Source organism: Bacillus sp. B1-WWTP-T-0.5-Post-4 (genome assembly GCF_009183795.1).
In the GTDB taxonomy this organism is placed as follows: domain Bacteria; phylum Bacillota; class Bacilli; order Bacillales; family Bacillaceae_G; genus Bacillus_A; species Bacillus_A cereus.
In genome coordinates this window covers 39,526-58,764 of the sequence record NZ_WEIJ01000016.1, presented here as the reverse complement: position 1 = coordinate 58,764, position 19,239 = coordinate 39,526, and the positions used below count along the sequence as shown (strand labels likewise).

Below are 19,239 nucleotides of genomic sequence, written 5' to 3'. Positions count from 1 at the left end.
AGGCACGCCGCCAGCGTTCATCCTGAGCCAGGATCAAACTCTCCAATAAAGTTAGTTTGTCTAGCATCTAAAATAAAAATTGACGTTTCACGTTGTTTGTTTCGTTCAGTTTTCAAAGAACTACTTGATCGCTCGTTTGCGACTTCCTTATGTTAACATCTTCGTTAGTTAATGTCAACTAAGTTTTTCAATTTCTTTTTGTCGTTTTCTGCGTTTCCGCATCAGCGACGGTTATTAATTTAACATATACAAACTATTAACGTCAACACTTTTTAATAAAAAATTCTTTTTCTTACATAACGAATACATTCTTCTGTGTTAGCTACTCTCCGGAATAAACAGAAAATGATTTTATATCTTTCTTCCATGGCTTTTTTTACAACTTCATGAATACGCTCATCTTCAAAATCAAATAAAAGTTCCTCTAATTCTCTCTTCAATATGTATTCCATTTCTTTTCTCTCTTCTTTTGTCAACATCAGCCCAAGCAAACAATCACCTCAATAATTCCTTACGCAACAATAAACGTTCCGCTCATTTTCAATTATCACAATCCTATCATCCATTATATCCACTACTTACGATATTAATCCTTTGTTCTCTTTTTTATATTTCCAGCATATATGTAACTGAAAAGGATTGGACAAAGGGGCGTAATATTATGTTTTTCTTTTTTATTACGAGTAAGAGAAATTTTAAACACATTAGCTTAATAGTGATACTGTCCTTATTTACAGCATGGCTACTCTTTTTAAAAACATATTCACATGAATCTGCTTTTTCAACTGCTACAGGCCCTAAAGTAATTTACAAAGGAGACACCGCTAAAAAGCAAGTTGCATTTACGTTTGATATTAGTTGGGGAGACAAAAAAGCAATTCCAATCCTAGATACTCTTAAAGAAAAAGAAATTAAGAATGCAACCTTCTTCCTTTCTGCTGCATGGGCCGAAAGACACCCCGATATTGTAGAGCGAATCATGAAAGATGGACACGAAATCGGTAGTATGGGGTACAATTACACATCCTATACTTCTCTAGAGACAAATGAAATAAGACGAGACCTTTTACGAGCACAAGATGTTTTTACGAAACTTGGTGTAAAACAAGTCAAGCTGTTACGTCCACCTAGTGGCGAATTTAACAAAGCAACCCTTAAAATCGCAGAATCACTTGGATACACCGTCGTGCATTGGAGTAATAATTCAAACGATTGGAAAAACCCAGGTGTAAATAACATCGTTTCCACTGTCTCTAATAATTTGAAAGGTGGAGATATCGTCTTATTACACGCATCCGATTCTGCCCTTCAAACAAATAGAGCTTTACCGCTGCTCCTGCAAAAAATAAAAAGTGATGGATATGAGCAAATATCCGTTTCACAACTTATTTCCAACACAAGTACGAAAAGTGAGGATGTGAAGTAGCTTCTTCCCTACTACTCTTCACGCATAAAAAGCTCTACTACCTTTCAAGAAGGTGGTAGAGCTTTTTTAATCATACCATTTACAACATTATAACTGCTGTTTTATAAAACCTCTCTATTAAGCTGATTTACTTGTTTTTCCGATTAAACGATGTAATACAAGTAATTGATATGCATTACATAACAATAGCGGTATAACCATTAAATATAACCAATCTGTATCATTAATCCGAAGCGCCGGTACCCATTCAAGGATCGTTACAACAACCATAAAGAACAGAGCTGGCACAAATGCTTTTTTATTTGTTTCTTTACTTTTTACATAAGCAACAATTGCTCCAAACACAAATAACATTCCAGCAACAAGTATATTATTCCCTAACGAGACTTCCCCATTTGCAATAAGTACAGATCTTAAATACACAAAATCAAATAATACGAATGCAATAAAGAAGAGCTGGACTGCATTCCATAAAGAAGATGAGCGAAACATCCCTAGTCCAAAACGGTGGATTGTTAAATATGCAAAGAATCCCATTTGACTTATAACACTAAAAATAAATCCTACACCCATCAGCCAGAAAGATACTGCTAAAATCTCCTTACCGTCGAAATTTTGAAAAAATTTATCGTACTTGTCCCACTCCAAAACAAAACCAATAATAACTGTGCTAATCCCACCAAGAAACAACGTCGTTAAAAATAGTCGTACCCACTTGCGGCTATTCACAACACATCCCCCATTATCCTTATATTTCTAATTAAATTGTATCAATGACAATTTCAAAAAGCTAGCCATGTTCATGTATAAATTCCTTAAAGATATTTATATTAAAAAGAGAGAACTGTGCTGAAAGGAGTTCCAACTTATGAAACGGATGCTATTCATTTTCGTTTCTTCTTTTCTACTTATCGCACTTGCAGCATGCGCACAAGGAAAAGAAACGAAATCCGAACTAGATTACGATCAAACAAAGAAAATGATTGTTGATATTTTAAAAACAGATCAAGGTAAGAAAGCTATTCAAGATGTATTAACTGATGAAAAAATGAAACAAGCACTCATACTAGATGAAACAGTAGTAAAGAAAACGATTGAAGATGCCATGGTATCCGATAAAGGGCAACAATTCTGGGAAAAGCTCTTTAAAGATCCTGAGTTCTCATCAAAATTTGCTAAAAGTATGGGGAAAGAACAAACTCAATTAATGAAAACCTTATTAAAAGACCCTGAATACCAAGCAGGCGTTATAGAAATTATGAAAAATCCTGAAGTAGAAAAAATGATGTTACAAACAATGAAGAGTAAAGAATACCGTCAATATCTACAACAAGTACTAACAGAAACTGCTGAAAGTCCACTCTTCCAAGCCAAGATGATTGATATCATTAGTAAAGGTGTGCAAAAAGCTGAAAAAGGCGGATCTGGCAAGAAAGAAGCAGGCGGTGACGGTGGTTCTCAAGGCGAGAAGAAGGAAGAACAGTAAAAAATAATAACTATAATAACGAGTGGACAATTTATATATTGTTCACTCGTTATTACTTTATCTTGCTATTAACAGACAAAATGGACCCCTCTAATTAAGCGAAAGGCTTACTAGCAACAAAAGCCTTATTGTTGTCAGTAACAGGTGAACCCCACTGATTAAAGTTTCACTTTATTTTTGTGTAACAGCTGTTTTATCAATTACTGTTTCAGCTATTTTACTATAAATAATGCCCGTTGTATGTGTATCTTCATATACTGAAGGAGCAAAGTCTTCTTTATTCCAATCGGGTTGTTGCAGTGGAATACGACCAAGAACATTCGTTTGTAATTCGGTAGCTAACTTATCTCCCCCACCTTTTCCAAATACATATTCTTTCTCACCAGTTACCTTACTTTCAAAATATGCCATATTCTCAACAACACCAAGAATACTATGTTCAGTGCGCAATGCCATCGCTCCAGCACGCGCTGCTACAAACGCAGCTGTTGGATGAGGCGTCGTTACAATAATCTCTTTGCAAGATGGCAACATTGAGTGCACATCTAACGCAACATCACCTGTGCCTGGTGGCAAATCTAGTACTAAATAATCTAAATCGCCCCATTCTACTTCTGTGAAGAAGTGGTTTAACATTTTCCCAAGCATAGGTCCTCTCCAAATAACTGGTGCATTATCCTCTACAAAGAAGCCCATTGAGATTACCTTTACACCTAAACGTTCCACCGGAATTATCTTGTCACCTCTTACGATAGGACGTTTTTCTATCCCCATCATGTCTGGCACACTAAAACCGTAAATGTCCGCATCAATAATACCAACTTTTTTTCCTAAACGAGCTAAAGCAACTGCAAGGTTAACGGAAACAGTTGATTTTCCCACGCCACCTTTTCCACTCGCTACTGCTAAGAATGTTGTTTTTGAATTAGGTGACAATAAAGATTCACTTTGCTCTTCTTCTTGTTCCGGTGCAAACTGAGCTAATTCCTCTTCTGTAAATTCTGCAAAACGAAGTCCAACTGTTGCTGCCCCAAGTTCTTTTACTAACTTTACAATTCCAGACTGCAACTGCATTTGTTCCGCTGTACCGGTTTTTACGATTGCAATTTTGACACTCACATGTTCCTTCTCTGGCTTGACTGTTACCTCTTTAATTGCACTTGTTTCTTTTAATGTTTTATGTAAAAACGGATCTACAATCCCTTCTAACGCTTCAACCACTTGCTCTTTCGTTACCATAATTAGCCCAGCCCCCTGTATGAAAAATAACGTAATGTTAATTGAATTTATCTCTGCTTATCCTTGAAATAAATGCGTTTACATTTCCAGTATAACATATTTTCCGAAAACTTCGTTAACGAGAGAAGCTCAAAAAAATCCTCCTTATTCTGGAGGATTTCCTTTTTCCGTGAAATAACGTAATATACCACGGTATATTGCAGCTGCTACCTTTTGCTGATATTTCTCCGAATTTAACATATACCTTTCGTTCACATTCGATAAAAAGCCAGCTTCAATTAAAGCACCTGGTGTTTTAGAATACTTTAATAAATATACATGCGAAATTGTCTTAGCAGAACGATTCGTGTTCTCTAAACTTGTTCTCAATTCAGCCTGTATAAATTTTGCAGCACGTTCATTTTCAATCGAAGAGCGGTAATAGAACGTTTGTGCGCCTTTCGATCCACTACTAGTTAAAGCATTTAAATGAATACTTGCAAAAAAGTCTACATCAGGTTTATTGATGATTTCTACACGTTTTTTTAAATCCTCTGCTTTACGTCTACTATATGACTTTGTATCTTTGTTAGCTAAATCATAATCTCCCTCACGCGTTAAAATAACTAGTGCACCTTGTTCTTGTAAATAGTCTTGTACCTTTTTTGTAATTTCAAGCGTAATATCCTTTTCTATAATATCCTTTCCACCAACAGCCCCTCCATCTGGTCCACCATGCCCAGCATCTAACACAATTACTTTCCCTGATAAGGGTAAATTCCAAGCTCGCCACGATTTTGTAATTTGAAATTCTTGCTTGACTAAAAAAAACAATACAACCGCAGCGAGTGCAAAAGAGATAATTCGAATTCTCTTCATACCTTTCCTCCTCCAGCTAGTCCCTCTAATTACTTATATGGGACAAGAGGAAAGTTTATGCTTGTCTTAATGAAGCTTTAATCGATATCTTCTTTCACCTTTTTCATACCCTTCTTGCCACCACAATCCTATAAACTGCTGACAAGATTCAAAAAGTAACTCCTCATCTTTCAACTTTATTTCTCGCATAGTCATACTCGTTAAAAATTGAAATAGCGTTTCAGTTAATTGTTGTTCTTCTTCTAAAGCTCTATATTTCACATCAAAAAACGATTCACCATAATAACCAAATTTACTGTATCTCGCTCCTAATAAATAAGATTCTATCCCTAATTCAATACAGTAATCTTCATACTGACGATGAAGCTCTTGCATTTGAAAGGCATCACGAATATTTGAACGCAATGTTTTTAATGATAATTCCCGCAACATCTTCCGCTCGTATTTTAACTGCTTTTCTTTTTGTTTTTCTTGTAAGCTGACAATGACATTCATAGTACATATAAACCTCCCTAATACGTATTAGTCTAAACTTCTAAAGAAGAAGCATACGCGTGGCGGGAGCACTAAAATATTCCAAGCTATAAAAATTGCAAAAGAGGAATGAAACATAAAAAACCCCAACCAAAATGGTTGGGGTTTGTAGTTCGCAAAAATTAACGTTTTGAGAACTGAGGTGCACGACGTGCGCCTTTAAGACCGTATTTTTTACGCTCTTTCATACGTGCGTCACGAGTTAATAGACCTGCACGTTTTAATGTTAGACGGTATTCTGGATCAGCTTTTAATAAAGCGCGAGAAATACCGTGACGAATAGCACCAGCTTGACCAGTGTATCCACCACCATTTACGTTTACAAGTACATCGTAGTTACCTAAAGTTTCTGTTGCAACTAGAGGTTGTTTCACTACTTCACGTAATGCAGCAAATGGGATATAGTTTTCAAAATCACGACCGTTAATGATAACGCGTCCTTCGCCTGGAACTAGGCGTACGCGCGCTACTGAACTCTTACGACGTCCAGTGCCATAGTATTGAACCTGTGCCAAAGTAAGCCCTCCTTTAATTAATTATCCGCGAAGTTCGTAAACTTCTGGTTTTTGTGCTTGGTGTGGATGCTCTGCTCCAGCATACACGTTAAGTTTCTTAGAAACTTGACGGCCTAAGCGTCCTTTTGGAAGCATGCCTTTAATTGCAAGCTCTAACATTTGTACAGGGTAGTTTGTACGCATTTCAAGAGCTGTTCTTTGCTTAAGTCCACCTGGGTGGTTAGTGTGACGGTAGTAAATTTTATCGTTTAATTTATTACCTGTTAAATGAATTTTCTCAGCGTTAATAATAATTACATGATCACCCGTGTCAACGTGTGGTGTAAATGTAGGTTTGTTTTTACCACGTAAAATGGATGCTACTTCACTAGCAAGGCGACCTAAAGTTTGACCTTCAGCATCAACCACATACCATTTACGCTCAACTTCGTTAGCTTTTGCCATAAAAGTCGTACGCATGTGTTTCCCTCCTCGTTATCTTTTCCATAGAAAAAATCTATTGTTTATCTTAAACACGATTTCCTTCCGGGGCTAATCGTGGTTTTAGAAACAATACCATATGTTATGATATACTTTTGAGTTTCTAATGTCAAGCAAATGTTACACCAGGATTAGTTGTTATAGTTTACCTCCCATAAGTAAAGCCCATGACCTGGAGCCATCTTTCCAGCAAACTGACGATTTTGTTTCGCTAAAATCTCTGGAATGCTATCAGGATCAAGCTTTCCTTGCCCTACGCTAAGTAACGTACCAACAATAATTCTGACCATATTATATAAAAATCCATTACCTACAAAACGAAAAATTATTTCATCATTTTGTTCAATTAACTCGATTTCATAAATTGTTCGCACTTTATCTTTTTTGTCAGTTTTTGCCGAACAAAAAGAAGTGAAATCATGTGTTCCAATAAAATAAGGAATTGCTTTTCTTATAGAGTTGATTTCGAGCGGGTATGGATATTGATATACGTAATTTCTACGGAATACATCCGCAGTCTTTGATAATAATACACGATAACGATATTCTTTTTTCTCAACACCGTAACGTGCATGAAATTCTTCTGTTTTTTTCTCTACTTGCCTAATAACAATATCATCTGGCAACATTGTGTTTAAAGCATTAATCCATTGCCATTCTTCAAGAGACAAAGGAGTATCAAAGTGTATTACTTGTCCTTTTGCATGAACTGTAGAATCTGTTCTACCAGATGCCTGAACACGAACAAGTTCTCCCTTATGCAATTTCTGCAATGCTTTTTCTATCTCCTGTTGAACAGTACGATGGTTCGGCTGAATTTGATAACCACAAAAATGCATGCCATCATATGCAACCGTACATTTTATTCTATCCATTTCTCTATTCTCCATTACGATCGCACCCATGCCAAAATACAAGCTAAACAAAATAAGCTGACAATCGTTACTGTATCGCTTGTTTTCCAGCGTAGTTGCCTAAATTTAGTACGTCCTTCACCACTTTGATATCCACGAGCTTCCATCGCAATGGCTAAGTCCTCTGCACGCTTAAAAGCACTGATAAACAGAGGAACGAGCAGTGAAATAATAGCTTTCATTCTATCTTTTATCGGTCCCCCGGCAAAATCAATACCACGTGACGCTTGTGCTTTCATTATTTTACTCGTTTCATCCATTAATGTCGGGATAAAACGAAGAGAAATTGACATCATTAATGCGATTTCATGAACAGGAACCTTTATACGCTTCAACGGCTTTAATAACGTCTCCAAACCATCTGTAATTTCAATAGGTGTCGTCGTTAACGTTAATAATGTCGTCATTAAAATAATAACGAAGAATCGTACAGAAATGTATATCCCTTGCTCTAATCCTTTTTCATATATCGAAAACCAACCAAGCTGGAATAGTACATCCCCCTCTTTATTTGTAAAAATATGCAGGAAAAATGTAAAAAGAAAAATCCATAAAATTGGTTTTAAGCCCGAAAGTACATAACGAATCGGCACTTTTGCAAAAAATAAAGCAATGAGTGCATATAAAAATAAAAATCCATATGAAATCGCATTATTTGCTAAGAAAACAACAAATACATATAAAAAGACAATCAGCAGCTTCGTACGTGGATCAAGTTGATGAATAAGTGAATTCCCCGGGATATATCTCCCAATAATCAACTGCTGCATGATTCATGACCACCTTTTCGTAACACCTGCACAACTTCATGAGTAAGATCCTCTAAAGATAAGGTAGCCTTTGGAATTGAAATACCAAACTTCTCTTCAATTGCACGTTTATACTTTAATGACATAGGAAGATCCACACCAATTTTCTCTAGTTCATCAGCATGTGAAAATACTTCCTCTGCACTTCCTTGCAAAAAGACCGTTCCTTTATGCATAACTACAATCTGCTCCGCATACTGAGCAGCATCCTCCATATTATGCGTTACAAGGATGACTGTAAGACCCTTCTCCTTGTGCAGCTTATAAAACATCTCCATAAGTTCGTTCTGCCCTTTTGGATCTAGTCCTGCTGTAGGTTCATCTAATACAAGCACTTCAGGTTCCATTGCCAGTACACCCGCTATAGCAACACGTCTCATTTGTCCACCACTTAATTCGAACGGAGAACGTGCTAACAGTTCTGGTTCTAGCCCTACAAGTTCAATTGCCTTTCTAGCCTTTTGCCTTGCTTCGTCTACAGATACTCCAAAATTAGTAGGGCCGAAACAAATATCTTTCTCCACAGTCTCTTCAAACAACTGATGTTCTGGGAATTGAAAGACAACCCCTACTTTCTTACGTAGTGGCTTTAGCTTTTTTTCTTTCTTTCCTGCCGAAATCAAATGTTCACCAATTTGAACTGTACCATTTGTCGGCTGCAATAAACCATTTAAATGTTGAATCATCGTCGACTTTCCTGAACCAGTATGACCGATAATGGCATAATAGCCCCCACTTGGAAACGACACGTCTACATCATAAAGTGCGCGTCTTTCAAATGGAGTTTTATATTGATAACGATGTTCTACTTTTTGGAATGTAATCTCCAAAGTTCGTTCACCAAGCTTTCCATTGTAAGATGCGTATTTTGCAAGAGAATTTCATTTCTTTTTAATAATTCTGCTATTTTCACCGAAAACGGTACATCTAAGCCAATTTCTTGGAGCATATGAGAGGATTTGAAAATTTTTTCTGGAGTCCCTTCCTCTAATATTTCTCCCTTATTTAAAATAATGACACGATCTGACTGTGCCGCTTCTTCTAAATCGTGCGTAATTGATAACACGGTAATACCTTTTTGAGTAACAAGTTGTCTAACCGTTTCTACTACTTCACGTCTCCCTTGAGGGTCTAACATTGACGTTGCTTCATCTAATATTAAAATAGATGGTTGAAGTGCTAAAACGCCTGCTATTGCCACTCGCTGCTTTTGCCCACCAGATAAGGAATGAGGCTCATCATTAAGAAAATCTTCCATACGGACAAGTTGCAAGGCCTGTTCTAATCTTTCAATCATTTGTTCTCTTGGCATTCCGATATTCTCCAAGCCAAATACAACATCATCTTGCACTGTCGTTCCAACAAATTGATTATCTGGATTTTGAAATACCATTCCAATTTGTTTTCGAACATCCCATACCGTTTCCTCTGATAAAACCATTGTATCATTTACTGTAATAGTCCCTGCTTCTGGCAAAAACAAACCATTCAATAATTTTGCAAGTGTAGACTTTCCTGAACCGTTTTGACCAATAATAGATACCCATTCTCCCTCATATAAGGAAAATGAAACATCTTTTAATGCATAAGTGGCTGCCCCAGGATATTGAAATGATATATTTTCTATCCGAAGTTTCTCTTTTTTCAATAGAAGGCACCCTTTCCTTCGCCAAGTTAGCCTATTTTTATATTTAAAAAAAAGGGCCATGACCAGTTTCTTGAAAAGAACTGTCCTGCCCTTTTAATTATCATTATACTAACTCGATAATTACCATTGGTGCTGCGTCTCCGCGACGTGGACCAATTTTTGCAATACGAGTGTATCCGCCTTGGCGCTCAGCATAGCGTGGAGCTACATCAGCGAATAGTTTTTGAAGTGCATCTTGACCAGTCTCAGCGTTAGCTACTTCATTGCGAATGAAAGCTGCTGCTTGACGACGAGCATGAAGATCTCCGCGTTTACCTAAAGTGATCATTTTTTCCACTACAGAACGAAGTTCTTTTGCACGAGTTTCTGTCGTTTGGATGCGCTCGTTGATAATTAAATCAGTAGCTAAATCACGTAACATAGCTTTACGTTGCGCACTTGTACGGCCTAATTTTCTGTATGCCATTCGTAGTTCCCTCCTTTGTTGATGGGTTTAAATCCTCAGTCGTCTTTACGTAAACCTAAACCTAATTCCTCAAGTTTATGTTTAACTTCTTCTAAGGATTTACGTCCTAAGTTACGAACTTTCATCATATCTTCTTCTGTTTTGTTCGCAAGCTCTTGTACAGTATTAATTCCTGCACGTTTTAGGCAATTATAAGAACGAACAGAAAGGTCTAGTTCTTCGATAGTCATCTCAAGAACTTTCTCTTTTTGATCTTCTTCCTTCTCGACCATAATCTCAGCATTTTGTGCTTCATCAGTTAAACCAACAAAGATATTTAAATGCTCAGTTAAGATTTTGGCACCTAAAGAGATAGCTTCTTTTGGCCCGATGCTTCCATCCGTCCATACATCAAGCGTAAGCTTATCATAATTAGCCACTTGTCCGACACGTGTCTTTTCCACTTGGTAAGTCACACGTGATACTGGAGTATAAATAGAATCAATAGGAATTACTCCTATTGGTTGATCTTCGCTTTTATTTGCATCAGCTGGCGTATACCCACGGCCACGCTTTGCAGTTAAACGCACGCGGAAATGCGCATCTTTTGCTAACGTTGCAATGTGTAAATCTGGATTTAAGATTTCTACATCACTATCGTGAGTAATATCAGCAGCTGTGACAATACCTTCGCCCTGTACATCAATTTCCAACGTCTTCTCTTCTTCAGAGTAGATTTTAAGAGCTAACTTTTTCAAGTTTAAGATGATCGTCGTAACGTCTTCTACTACGCCCTCAACTGTTGAAAATTCATGTAATACGCCATCGATTTGGATAGCAGTAACAGCGGCACCAGGGAGTGAGGATAAAAGAATACGACGTAAGGAGTTACCCAAAGTAGTACCATATCCACGCTCAAGCGGTTCAATTACGAATTTACCATATTTAGCATCTTCGTTAAGTTCAACCGTTTCGATTTTCGGCTTTTCGATTTCAATCATTAACTAAACCCTCCTTCAAAACGTCGAAACCCCGGTTAAACAAAGGTATAACCCCTGTCTAACCGAAAGTCCCCCTTAGGCAGTTCCCGATTGTGCACAACAAGCGATGTTTCTGTACGAAATTTCTCGATAATGCATCATATCCATTATAGACAAAAGGGAAAATTCTATACAGAAAAATTACACACGACGACGTTTTGGTGGACGACATCCATTATGAGGAACTGGAGTAACATCTCTAATTGCTGTTACTTCTAGACCTGCAGCTTGAAGAGCACGAATTGCAGCTTCACGACCAGCACCAGGACCTTTAACAGTAACCTCTAAAGTTTTTAAACCGTGTTCCATTGCAGCTTTAGCAGCAGTTTCAGCAGCCATTTGCGCAGCGAATGGAGTAGATTTACGAGATCCACGGAAACCAAGTGCACCAGCACTAGACCAAGAAAGTGCGTTACCGTGAGTATCTGTAAGTGTTACGATTGTGTTGTTGAAAGTAGAACGAATATGAGCTATACCAGCTTCAATATTCTTTTTCACACGTTTTTTACGAGTGTTTGTTTTACGTGCCATTGTTAGTTCAACCTCCTTTACTTATTATTTCTTTTTATTTGCTACTGTACGACGTGGACCTTTACGTGTACGAGCATTGTTTTTAGAGTTTTGACCACGAACTGGTAAACCACGACGGTGACGAAGACCACGGTAAGAACCGATCTCCATTAGACGTTTGATGTTAAGAGATACTTCACGACGAAGGTCTCCCTCAACTTTAATACGATCGATGATATCACGGATACGTCCTAATTCGTCTTCCGTTAAATCACGAACTCGTGTTTCTTCAGAAATACCTGCTTCAGCAAGAATTTTTTCAGCAGTTGTGCGACCAATGCCGAATACGTAAGTTAAAGAAATAACAACGCGTTTGTCTCGAGGAATATCTACACCTGCGATACGTGCCATTACGAATGCACCTCCTTCTGATTAACCTTGTTTTTGTTTATGTTTAGGGTTTTCACAAATAACCATTACTTTTCCACGTCTACGAATAACTTTACATTTTTCGCAGATTGGTTTAACTGACGGTCTTACTTTCATGTCTCGAACCTCCTTAAAGATTACGGAGTGCTATATTATTTAAAACGGTACGTAATACGACCACGATTTAAATCGTACGGAGATAATTCTACCGTAACTTTGTCTCCTGGTAAAATACGAATGAAGTTCATACGGATTTTACCAGAAACGTGAGCCAATACGACATGCCCATTCTCTAATTCTACTTTGAACATAGCATTTGGCAACGTTTCAAGAACGGTACCTTCGACTTCAATTACATCATCTTTAGCCATTCAATAGTTCTCCCTTCTTCAAATCAGTAACATTTTACACTGCTCTGAAATCCCGGAGAGCCAGCTACTTATAAAGTGGTAAGGATTTCGTATCCTGCTTCTGTAAGAGCAATCGTGTGCTCAAAATGGGCACACCATTTACCATCTACCGTTACCACTGTCCAGTCATCAGATAGTGTTTTTACATATCGTCTTCCTTGATTCACCATCGGCTCAACACAGATGACCATTCCCGGCTTTAATCTAGGGCCTCTATTTGGTGGACCATAGTGCGGGATTTGAGGGTCCTCATGTAAGTCTTGCCCGATTCCGTGACCAACATACTCCCTAACGATCGAGAATCCATTCTCTTCAGCATGGGTTTGAACCGCATGTGAGATATTTGATAATCTCTCGCCTGGTTTTACTTGTTCTAGACCAAGATACAACGATTTTTCTGTGACATCAAGTAGCTTTTGAACAGATTCAGAAATGTTTCCAACTGGATACGTCCATGCAGAATCTCCATGGTACCCATTGTATTTCGCACCAATATCGATACTGATGATATCGCCCTCTTTGAGCTTGCGCTTCCCTGGAATTCCGTGTACAAGCTCTTCATTTACAGAAGCACATATGCTCCCCGGAAATCCGTTGTATCCTTTAAAAGATGGCGTAGCACCATATTTTTGAATCGTCTTTTCCGCTATTTGATCGAGCTCTTTCGTTGTAATTCCTGGAGTAATGTGCTGTTTCAACTCTTGATGAGTCAAAGCAACGATCCTGCCAGCTTCTCGCATGATTTCTATCTCGCGAGGAGTTTTGCAGATTATCATTACGCTAAGCCTCCGATGAGAACATCGATATCAGCAAATACTTTATTGATATCTTGCTCACCATTAATGCTTTGTAAGTAACCAAGCTCTTCGTAGAAATCAAGCAAAGGTTTTGTTTGCTTAATATTTACATCTAAACGATTTGCTACAGTTTCTTCATTGTCATCAGAGCGTTGATATAATTCGCCACCACATTTATCGCACACATCAGCTTTTGCTGGTGGATTGAATTCTAAGTGGTAAGTCGCACCGCACTCTTTACAAATGCGACGGCCTGTAAGGCGTTTTAATAACAACCCTGAATCCACATTAATGTTTAAAACATAGTCGATTTTTTTGCCAAGATCTTTCATAATTTCTTCAAGAGCTGATGCTTGTGCAACAGTTCGTGGGAAACCGTCTAGTAAGAAACCTCTTACGCAGTCGTCTTGACTTAAACGTTCACGAACGATTCCGATTGTAACTTCATCTGGAACAAGTGCACCTTTATCAATAAAAGATTTTGCTTGTAGACCCATTTCAGTTTCAGCCTTCATAGCTGCACGGAACATGTCTCCTGTTGAAATGTGAGGGATGTTATACTTGGCAACAATCTGTTCGGCTTGTGTACCTTTACCAGCACCAGGAAGCCCCATTAAAATTAAGTTCATCCTTGTTCCCCCTCAGAGTACATGAGCATGTAGGGAAGACAATTCTTCCCACTTACTCACTGCTTGATAAACCCTTTGTAATGGCGTTTTACCAGTTGGCTTTCTAGCTGCTTCATTGTTTCTAAAGCAACGCCGACAACGATTAACATACTCGTTCCACCGATCTGTGCAGATGGAGGAAGATTTCCCAATTTCGTAAAGATAACTGGTAAGATTGCAATCGCTGCTAGGAAAATTGATCCTACAAAGGTCAAACGATACAAGATTTTTGTTAGATATTGTTCCGTATTCTTACCCGGACGAATACCTGGAACATATCCACCTTGCTTGTTTAGATTCTCTGACATTTGCTCTGGATTAACCTGAACAAATGCATAGAAATATGTGAAGGCTACAATGAGCGCAACATATATGATCATTCCCACTGGGTGAGAATAGTTAAAGTTTGCAATAATCCACTGCGATACATCATGTTTCGGGAAGAACTGTGCAATAGTCGGAGGCGTAATTAAGAATGAAACAGCAAAAATTACTGGAATAACACCAGCACTATTTACCTTAAGCGGTAAATGTGTGTTTTGTGCTCCAGCATAACCACCATTTCCTCCTGTTACACGCTTCGCATATTGAATTGGGATCTTTCTAACAGCCTGTTGAATGAAAATAACACCCACAATAACTGCTAGCACAGCTAGTAAAATCAATGCAACTTTAACGATACTCATGAACAATTGATCTCCGATATTTTGAAACTGTTGCTGATACACTTGAGATATAACACTTGGGATCGCTGCGGCAATACCGCCAAAGATAAGGATGGAAATACCATTACCTACACCTTTAGCTGTAATCTGTTCACCTAACCACATTAAAAATGCAGTACCAGCAGTCAGTACCGTAGCAATGTATAAATAAGTGCTCCAACCTGGATTCAAAATTAATTGTCCACCTACCATACCGTTAAAACCGATTGACATACCAAACCCCTGAATAAACGCAAGAACAATTGTAAAGTAACGCGTGAATTGCGTTAATTTACGACGGCCCATTTCACCTTGCTTCGACCATTCCGAAAATTTAGGAACAACATCCATCTGCAATAACTGCACGATGATGGATGCTGTAATATACGGCATGATTCCCATCGCAAAGATGGAGAAGTTTTTCAAGGCTCCACCGCCAAATGTATTTAGAATACCTAAAGCATTTAATTGATCTTGTGCCTTCAGTACGTCTCCATTTGTAAATGGCACGGGGATAAACGTGCCAATCCTGAATACGATTAACATCGCTAAAGTGAATAATATTTTACGTCTTATCTCAGCAACGCGCATAAAGTTGGAGATTGTACGAAACATTAGATCACCTCAACTGATCCGCCAGCTGCTTCAATTGCTTCTTTAGCACTTGAAGAGAACTTGTGCGCTTTAACAGTTAGTTTTTTCTCTACTGCTCCGCTTGCAAGAACTTTAACACCGTCGTTTAACTTGCTGATAACGCCAGTTTCCAGCAATAATTCAGGTGTTACTTCTGTACCATCTTCAAAACGATTTAACGTTGATAAGTTTACAATAGCAAACTCTTTACGGTTAATGTTTGTGAAGCCGCGTTTTGGTAAACGACGGAATAATGGAGTTTGACCACCTTCGAAGCCAAGACGAACACCGCCGCCAGAACGTGCGTTTTGTCCTTTATGACCTTTACCAGCAGTTTTACCGTTACCAGAACCGATACCACGACCGACACGGTTACGTACTTTACGAGAACCTTCTGCAGGTTTTAATTCATGAAGTTTCATTCCCAGGCACCTCCTTATATTAATGAGTTATCCTTAAGCTTCTTTTACAGTTACAAGGTGAGAAACTTTGTTGATCATACCAAGAATAGCAGGAGTTTCTTCCTTAACTACAGTTGAATTCAACTTTTTAAGACCTAAAGCTTCTACCGTCGCACGTTGATCTTGTGGACGACCAATTACACTACGAGTGAGGGTAATTTCTAACTTTTTCGCCATTTGTTTTCCCTCCTTAACCTAGTAGCTCTTCTACAGATTTACCGCGTAATTTTGCAACATCTTCAGCGCGCTTAAGTTCGCTTAATCCGTTCACAGTAGCGCGAATCATGTTGATTGGTGTGTTAGAACCAAGAGATTTCGAAAGAATATCTTGTACACCAGCTAATTCAAGGACCGCACGAACAGGTCCACCAGCAATAACACCAGTACCCTCAGCAGCAGGTTTTAAGAATACTTCACCAGCGCCAAAATGACCGTTGATTGTGTGTGGAATTGTTGTACCAACTAATGGTACAGCGATTAAGTTTTTCTTAGCGTCTTCGATAGCTTTACGGATTGCGTCTGGTACCTCTTGTGCTTTACCAGTACCGAATCCAACATGACCGTTTTTATCGCCAACTACAACTAGTGCAGCAAAGCGGAAACGACGACCACCCTTAACAACTTTCGCGACACGATTTATCGTAACTACACGTTCTTCAAGTTCTAATTTACTTGGGTCAATGCGATGCATCAATTTTCCCTCCTTTGACCATTAAAATTGTAATCCAGCCTCACGAGCAGCTTCAGCTAGAGCTTTAACACGGCCATGGTATAAGTAACCACCGCGATCAAATACTACTTCTTTAACGCCTTTCTCTACAGCACGCTTAGCAACTGATTCTCCAACTTTCGTAGCAGCTTCAATATTGCTAGTACCGTTAAGAGCAAGGTCTTTATCAAGAGTAGATGCACTTACTAACGTTACACCATTCACATCATCAATAACTTGAGCGTAAATATGTTGGTTAGAACGGAACACGTTTAAACGTGGACGCTCTGCAGTACCAGTAAGTTTAGCACGTACACGTGCATGTCTTTTCTTACGAGTCGCATTTTTATCAGCTTTAGTGATCATTCTTGTCACTCCTTTCTCTCACCTAACGGGTTTACTTAGCAGTTTTACCTTCTTTACGACGAACAACTTCGCCTTCGTAACGAATACCTTTACCTTTGTAAGGCTCAGGAGCACGTACAGCACGGATGTTAGCAGCGAATTCGCCAACACGTTGCTTGTCGATACCTTTAATTACGATCTTAGTTGGTGCAGGTACTTCAACTTCAAGACCTGCTTCCGGAGTCATTTCTACTGGATGAGAATAACCTACGCTTAATACAAGTTTATCACCTTGTTTTTGAGCACGGTAACCAACACCGACTAATTCAAGTCCGCGTGCGAAACCTTCAGTTACACCTTCAACCATGTTTCCGATTAAAGCACGAGTTGTACCGTGTAATGCACGGTGTTCCTTCTGTTCAGATGGACGCTCAACTGTTAATGTATTCTCTTCAATTTTGATAAGCATATCAGCATTGAAAGTACGAGTTAATTCACCTTTAGGGCCTTTTACTGTTACAGTATTGTCTTCTGCAACTGTAATAGTAACACCTGCAGGGATTTCAAGAATCTTTTTACCAATACGAGACATGTGGTCACACCTCCGTTCGTTTTAAATATATATTACCAAACGTATGCTACTACTTCTCCACCAGTTTGTAATTGACGAGCGTCTTTGTCTGTCATTACTCCCTTAGATGTAGAAACAAGAGCGATACCTAATCCGTTAAGTACACGTGGTACTTCGTCAGCTTTAGCGTAAACGCGTAAGCCAGGTTTACTGATACGTTTTAATCCAGTGATTACACGTTCATTGTTTGCACCATATTTCAGGAAAATACGAAGGATACCTTGTTTGTTATCCTCGATGTATTCTACATCACGAATGAAACCTTCACGTTTTAAAAGTTCAGCGATCTCTTTTTTGATTTTAGAAGCAGGAACCTCTAATTTCTCATGACGTACCATGTTCGCATTACGGATGCGAGTAAGCATGTCTGCAATTGGATCTGTCATCACCATGTGTTTTACCTCCTTCCCATTTGTGGGTTTTACCAACTAGCTTTTTTAACACCAGGAATTTGACCTTTATATGCAAGTTCACGGAAACAAATACGGCAAAGTTTAAATTTGCGGTATACAGAATGCGGACGACCGCAGCGTTCGCAACGTGTATACTCTTGTACTTTAAACTTAGGAGTACGCTTTTGTTTCGCTATCATAGATTTTTTAGCCACGTTTTCGCCTCCTCTACTTAGCGTTGGCTTCCATTATTTTTGGAATGGCATACCGAATTGTGTTAACAGTTCACGAGCTTCTTCATCAGTTTTCGCTGTAGTAACGATTACGATGTCCATACCGCGGACTTTGCTTACTTTATCATAATCAATCTCAGGGAAAATAAGTTGCTCTTTAACACCTAATGTATAGTTTCCACGACCATCGAATGATTTCTTAGAAACACCACGGAAATCACGTACACGTGGTAAAGAAACTGATACTAATTTGTCGAAGAACTCATACATTTGCTCGCCGCGTAAAGTTACTTTCGCACCGATTGGCATACCTTCACGAAGACGGAAACCAGCGATTGATTTTTTAGCACGAGTTACAACAGGTTTTTGACCTGTGATTTGTGTTAATTCTTCTACTGCGTTGTCTAACGCTTTTGAGTTAGATACCGCGTCACCAACACCAGTGTTGATTACGATCTTTTCGATTTTTGGTACCTGCATTACAGATTTATAGTTAAACTTGCTCACTAGAGCAGGAGTAATTTCCTTTTGGAACTTCTCTTTAAGGCGATTCAATGAAGTGACCTCCTTTCTTAAGAAAATTATTTATCTAATAATTCACCAGATTTTTTTGCAATACGAACTTTTTTACCATCTTCTACTTTGAAGCCTACGCGAGTAGGTTCACCTGTTTTCGGATCTAAAATCATAACGTTAGAAACGTGAATAGGTGCTTCTTTAGTAATAATTCCACCTTGTGGATTTAATTGAGATGGCTTAGAGTGCTTCTTAACGATATTGACACCCTCAACGATAACACGGTTTTGCTTTGGGAAAGCCACAAGGATAACGCCTTGTTTTCCTTTGTCTTTACCAGTGATTACCTGTACTTTATCACCTTTTTTTACATGCATCTTAATTCTGCACCTCCTTAGCAAGGCAAT

General features: G+C 38.5%; 31 protein-coding genes. 2 read left to right on the top strand and 29 right to left on the bottom strand.

Going from position 1 to position 19,239, the window contains the following annotated elements; translation table 11 throughout:
* Positions 1 to 272: 272 nt before the first annotated feature.
* Positions 273 to 491, bottom strand: coding sequence for a hypothetical protein (locus tag GBN91_RS26880; protein WP_000901147.1), 219 nt, complete (start codon positions 489 to 491; stop codon positions 273 to 275).
* 170 nt (positions 492 to 661) lie between these two features.
* Between GBN91_RS26880 and pdaB the strand changes: the two genes are divergently transcribed.
* Positions 662 to 1,426, top strand: a complete 765-nt coding sequence (gene pdaB, locus GBN91_RS26875) for a polysaccharide deacetylase family sporulation protein PdaB (protein ID WP_000464703.1) — start codon at positions 662 to 664, stop codon at positions 1,424 to 1,426.
* A gap of 117 nt (positions 1,427 to 1,543) precedes the next feature.
* Here the strand turns inward: pdaB and kbaA are convergent, their stop codons facing one another.
* Positions 1,544 to 2,155, bottom strand: a complete 612-nt coding sequence (kbaA, locus tag GBN91_RS26870) for a KinB signaling pathway activation protein KbaA (RefSeq protein WP_006921137.1) — start codon at positions 2,153 to 2,155, stop codon at positions 1,544 to 1,546.
* A gap of 139 nt (positions 2,156 to 2,294) precedes the next feature.
* Here kbaA and gerD point away from each other — a divergent pair, with 139 nt between their 5' ends.
* Positions 2,295 to 2,912 carry a spore germination lipoprotein GerD gene (gene gerD / locus GBN91_RS26865; RefSeq protein WP_000827295.1) on the top strand — a complete coding sequence of 206 codons (618 nt, stop codon included), beginning with the start codon at positions 2,295 to 2,297 and terminating at the stop codon, positions 2,910 to 2,912.
* A 171-nt stretch (positions 2,913 to 3,083) separates the two neighbouring features.
* On the opposite strand, the gene GBN91_RS26860 is transcribed toward gerD, so the two are convergent.
* The 27 genes from GBN91_RS26860 to rplX form a co-directional block, all read right to left on the bottom strand.
* Positions 3,084 to 4,151, bottom strand: a complete 1,068-nt coding sequence (locus GBN91_RS26860) for an Mrp/NBP35 family ATP-binding protein (RefSeq protein ID WP_000256628.1) — start codon at positions 4,149 to 4,151, stop codon at positions 3,084 to 3,086.
* Positions 4,152 to 4,295: 144 nt separating this feature from the next.
* Complete coding sequence (gene cwlD / locus GBN91_RS26855; RefSeq protein WP_000822439.1) at positions 4,296 to 5,009, bottom strand: N-acetylmuramoyl-L-alanine amidase CwlD; 714 nt, start codon at positions 5,007 to 5,009, stop codon at positions 4,296 to 4,298.
* 66 nt (positions 5,010 to 5,075) lie between these two features.
* Positions 5,076 to 5,504, bottom strand: coding sequence for a DUF2521 family protein (locus GBN91_RS26850; RefSeq protein WP_001101005.1), 429 nt, complete (start codon positions 5,502 to 5,504; stop codon positions 5,076 to 5,078).
* A 161-nt stretch (positions 5,505 to 5,665) separates the two neighbouring features.
* Positions 5,666 to 6,058, bottom strand: coding sequence for a 30S ribosomal protein S9 (gene rpsI, locus GBN91_RS26845; RefSeq protein WP_000079986.1), 393 nt, complete (start codon positions 6,056 to 6,058; stop codon positions 5,666 to 5,668).
* A 21-nt stretch (positions 6,059 to 6,079) separates the two neighbouring features.
* The gene (rplM, locus tag GBN91_RS26840; protein ID WP_001260793.1) at positions 6,080 to 6,517 is read right to left on the bottom strand and encodes a 50S ribosomal protein L13; all 438 of its coding nucleotides are present in this window, start codon (positions 6,515 to 6,517) and stop codon (positions 6,080 to 6,082) included.
* 152 nt (positions 6,518 to 6,669) lie between these two features.
* A complete protein-coding gene (gene truA / locus GBN91_RS26835; protein WP_002098927.1) occupies positions 6,670 to 7,413 on the bottom strand; it encodes a tRNA pseudouridine(38-40) synthase TruA in 744 nt (247 codons plus the stop codon).
* Positions 7,414 to 7,427: 14 nt separating this feature from the next.
* On the bottom strand, positions 7,428 to 8,222 hold the full coding sequence (locus GBN91_RS26830) for an energy-coupling factor transporter transmembrane component T family protein (RefSeq protein WP_001186526.1): 795 nt from the start codon (positions 8,220 to 8,222) through the stop codon (positions 7,428 to 7,430).
* Positions 8,210 to 9,091: an energy-coupling factor ABC transporter ATP-binding protein gene (locus tag GBN91_RS26825; RefSeq protein ID WP_000406533.1), complete on the bottom strand. Its 882-nt coding sequence runs from the start codon at positions 9,089 to 9,091 to the stop codon at positions 8,210 to 8,212. Before GBN91_RS26825 ends, GBN91_RS26830 begins: the two co-directional genes overlap by 13 nt.
* Positions 9,067 to 9,909 (bottom strand): energy-coupling factor ABC transporter ATP-binding protein, encoded by an 843-nt coding sequence (locus tag GBN91_RS26820; RefSeq protein ID WP_000711757.1) that lies wholly within the window; start codon positions 9,907 to 9,909, stop codon positions 9,067 to 9,069. The genes GBN91_RS26825 and GBN91_RS26820 overlap by 25 nt, the downstream gene beginning before the upstream one ends.
* A 103-nt stretch (positions 9,910 to 10,012) precedes the next feature.
* Positions 10,013 to 10,375, bottom strand: a complete 363-nt coding sequence (rplQ, locus tag GBN91_RS26815; protein WP_000331490.1) for a 50S ribosomal protein L17 — start codon at positions 10,373 to 10,375, stop codon at positions 10,013 to 10,015.
* Positions 10,376 to 10,410: 35 nt separating this feature from the next.
* Entirely contained in the window at positions 10,411 to 11,355 is a 945-nt protein-coding gene (locus GBN91_RS26810) for a DNA-directed RNA polymerase subunit alpha (protein WP_000569643.1), read from the bottom strand.
* Positions 11,356 to 11,535: 180 nt separating this feature from the next.
* A complete protein-coding gene (gene rpsK / locus GBN91_RS26805; protein ID WP_000101798.1) occupies positions 11,536 to 11,925 on the bottom strand; it encodes a 30S ribosomal protein S11 in 390 nt (129 codons plus the stop codon).
* 24 nt (positions 11,926 to 11,949) lie between these two features.
* Positions 11,950 to 12,315: a 30S ribosomal protein S13 gene (rpsM, locus tag GBN91_RS26800; RefSeq protein ID WP_000090788.1), complete on the bottom strand. Its 366-nt coding sequence runs from the start codon at positions 12,313 to 12,315 to the stop codon at positions 11,950 to 11,952.
* Between the two features lie 21 nt (positions 12,316 to 12,336).
* Positions 12,337 to 12,450 (bottom strand): 50S ribosomal protein L36, encoded by a 114-nt coding sequence (gene rpmJ, locus GBN91_RS26795; RefSeq protein ID WP_000868344.1) that lies wholly within the window; start codon positions 12,448 to 12,450, stop codon positions 12,337 to 12,339.
* 35 nt (positions 12,451 to 12,485) lie between these two features.
* Positions 12,486 to 12,704 carry a translation initiation factor IF-1 gene (gene infA / locus GBN91_RS26790; RefSeq protein ID WP_001029884.1) on the bottom strand — a complete coding sequence of 73 codons (219 nt, stop codon included), beginning with the start codon at positions 12,702 to 12,704 and terminating at the stop codon, positions 12,486 to 12,488.
* 68 nt (positions 12,705 to 12,772) lie between these two features.
* The gene (gene map / locus GBN91_RS26785) at positions 12,773 to 13,519 is read right to left on the bottom strand and encodes a type I methionyl aminopeptidase (protein ID WP_000582539.1); all 747 of its coding nucleotides are present in this window, start codon (positions 13,517 to 13,519) and stop codon (positions 12,773 to 12,775) included.
* Positions 13,519 to 14,169 carry an adenylate kinase gene (locus tag GBN91_RS26780; protein ID WP_001048989.1) on the bottom strand — a complete coding sequence of 217 codons (651 nt, stop codon included), beginning with the start codon at positions 14,167 to 14,169 and terminating at the stop codon, positions 13,519 to 13,521. Before GBN91_RS26780 ends, map begins: the two co-directional genes overlap by 1 nt.
* A 56-nt stretch (positions 14,170 to 14,225) precedes the next feature.
* Complete coding sequence (secY, locus tag GBN91_RS26775; RefSeq protein WP_000490117.1) at positions 14,226 to 15,527, bottom strand: preprotein translocase subunit SecY; 1,302 nt, start codon at positions 15,525 to 15,527, stop codon at positions 14,226 to 14,228.
* Positions 15,527 to 15,967, bottom strand: a complete 441-nt coding sequence (gene rplO / locus GBN91_RS26770; protein ID WP_000766081.1) for a 50S ribosomal protein L15 — start codon at positions 15,965 to 15,967, stop codon at positions 15,527 to 15,529. Before rplO ends, secY begins: the two co-directional genes overlap by 1 nt.
* Before the next feature lie 33 nt (positions 15,968 to 16,000).
* A complete protein-coding gene (gene rpmD, locus GBN91_RS26765; RefSeq protein WP_001085234.1) occupies positions 16,001 to 16,183 on the bottom strand; it encodes a 50S ribosomal protein L30 in 183 nt (60 codons plus the stop codon).
* 13 nt (positions 16,184 to 16,196) lie between these two features.
* Entirely contained in the window at positions 16,197 to 16,697 is a 501-nt protein-coding gene (rpsE, locus tag GBN91_RS26760; RefSeq protein ID WP_000554646.1) for a 30S ribosomal protein S5, read from the bottom strand.
* Between the two features lie 21 nt (positions 16,698 to 16,718).
* The gene (gene rplR, locus GBN91_RS26755) at positions 16,719 to 17,081 is read right to left on the bottom strand and encodes a 50S ribosomal protein L18 (protein ID WP_000628816.1); all 363 of its coding nucleotides are present in this window, start codon (positions 17,079 to 17,081) and stop codon (positions 16,719 to 16,721) included.
* A 31-nt stretch (positions 17,082 to 17,112) separates the two neighbouring features.
* On the bottom strand, positions 17,113 to 17,652 hold the full coding sequence (rplF, locus tag GBN91_RS26750; protein ID WP_000086558.1) for a 50S ribosomal protein L6: 540 nt from the start codon (positions 17,650 to 17,652) through the stop codon (positions 17,113 to 17,115).
* Positions 17,653 to 17,684: 32 nt separating this feature from the next.
* Positions 17,685 to 18,083, bottom strand: a complete 399-nt coding sequence (rpsH, locus tag GBN91_RS26745; RefSeq protein WP_000245511.1) for a 30S ribosomal protein S8 — start codon at positions 18,081 to 18,083, stop codon at positions 17,685 to 17,687.
* 29 nt (positions 18,084 to 18,112) lie between these two features.
* A complete protein-coding gene (gene rpsN / locus GBN91_RS26740) occupies positions 18,113 to 18,298 on the bottom strand; it encodes a 30S ribosomal protein S14 (RefSeq protein ID WP_001085700.1) in 186 nt (61 codons plus the stop codon).
* A gap of 33 nt (positions 18,299 to 18,331) precedes the next feature.
* Positions 18,332 to 18,871, bottom strand: coding sequence for a 50S ribosomal protein L5 (rplE, locus tag GBN91_RS26735; RefSeq protein ID WP_001080831.1), 540 nt, complete (start codon positions 18,869 to 18,871; stop codon positions 18,332 to 18,334).
* 26 nt (positions 18,872 to 18,897) lie between these two features.
* Entirely contained in the window at positions 18,898 to 19,209 is a 312-nt protein-coding gene (gene rplX / locus GBN91_RS26730) for a 50S ribosomal protein L24 (RefSeq protein ID WP_000558200.1), read from the bottom strand.
* Positions 19,210 to 19,239 lie beyond the last annotated feature (30 nt).

Bases quoted from the DNA above. Each gene is read 5' to 3' on its own strand.
- GBN91_RS26830 (WP_001186526.1), bottom strand. From the start codon at position 8,222: ATGCAGCAGTTGATTATTGGGAGATATATCCCGGGGAATTCACTTATT.
- map (WP_000582539.1), bottom strand. From the start codon at position 13,519: ATGATAATCTGCAAAACTCCTCGCGAGATAGAAATCATGCGAGAAGCT.
- gerD (WP_000827295.1), top strand. From the start codon at position 2,295: ATGAAACGGATGCTATTCATTTTCGTTTCTTCTTTTCTACTTATCGCA.
- rplR (WP_000628816.1), bottom strand. From the start codon at position 17,081: ATGATCACTAAAGCTGATAAAAATGCGACTCGTAAGAAAAGACATGCA.
- secY (WP_000490117.1), bottom strand. From the start codon at position 15,527: ATGTTTCGTACAATCTCCAACTTTATGCGCGTTGCTGAGATAAGACGT.
- rpmD (WP_001085234.1), bottom strand. From the start codon at position 16,183: ATGGCGAAAAAGTTAGAAATTACCCTCACTCGTAGTGTAATTGGTCGT.
- rpsE (WP_000554646.1), bottom strand. From the start codon at position 16,697: ATGCATCGCATTGACCCAAGTAAATTAGAACTTGAAGAACGTGTAGTT.
- cwlD (WP_000822439.1), bottom strand. From the start codon at position 5,009: ATGAAGAGAATTCGAATTATCTCTTTTGCACTCGCTGCGGTTGTATTG.
- GBN91_RS26780 (WP_001048989.1), bottom strand. From the start codon at position 14,169: ATGAACTTAATTTTAATGGGGCTTCCTGGTGCTGGTAAAGGTACACAA.
- GBN91_RS26810 (WP_000569643.1), bottom strand. From the start codon at position 11,355: ATGATTGAAATCGAAAAGCCGAAAATCGAAACGGTTGAACTTAACGAA.
- rpsM (WP_000090788.1), bottom strand. From the start codon at position 12,315: ATGGCACGTATCGCAGGTGTAGATATTCCTCGAGACAAACGCGTTGTT.
- truA (WP_002098927.1), bottom strand. From the start codon at position 7,413: ATGGATAGAATAAAATGTACGGTTGCATATGATGGCATGCATTTTTGT.
- rplQ (WP_000331490.1), bottom strand. From the start codon at position 10,375: ATGGCATACAGAAAATTAGGCCGTACAAGTGCGCAACGTAAAGCTATG.
- rpmJ (WP_000868344.1), bottom strand. From the start codon at position 12,450: ATGAAAGTAAGACCGTCAGTTAAACCAATCTGCGAAAAATGTAAAGTT.
- pdaB (WP_000464703.1), top strand. From the start codon at position 662: ATGTTTTTCTTTTTTATTACGAGTAAGAGAAATTTTAAACACATTAGC.
- rplX (WP_000558200.1), bottom strand. From the start codon at position 19,209: ATGCATGTAAAAAAAGGTGATAAAGTACAGGTAATCACTGGTAAAGAC.
- GBN91_RS26860 (WP_000256628.1), bottom strand. From the start codon at position 4,151: ATGGTAACGAAAGAGCAAGTGGTTGAAGCGTTAGAAGGGATTGTAGAT.
- rpsH (WP_000245511.1), bottom strand. From the start codon at position 18,083: ATGGTGATGACAGATCCAATTGCAGACATGCTTACTCGCATCCGTAAT.
- rplM (WP_001260793.1), bottom strand. From the start codon at position 6,517: ATGCGTACGACTTTTATGGCAAAAGCTAACGAAGTTGAGCGTAAATGG.
- rplF (WP_000086558.1), bottom strand. From the start codon at position 17,652: ATGTCTCGTATTGGTAAAAAGATTCTTGAAATCCCTGCAGGTGTTACT.
- rpsK (WP_000101798.1), bottom strand. From the start codon at position 11,925: ATGGCACGTAAAACAAACACTCGTAAAAAACGTGTGAAAAAGAATATT.
- GBN91_RS26850 (WP_001101005.1), bottom strand. From the start codon at position 5,504: ATGAATGTCATTGTCAGCTTACAAGAAAAACAAAAAGAAAAGCAGTTA.
- infA (WP_001029884.1), bottom strand. From the start codon at position 12,704: ATGGCTAAAGATGATGTAATTGAAGTCGAAGGTACCGTTCTTGAAACG.
- rplO (WP_000766081.1), bottom strand. From the start codon at position 15,967: ATGAAACTTCATGAATTAAAACCTGCAGAAGGTTCTCGTAAAGTACGT.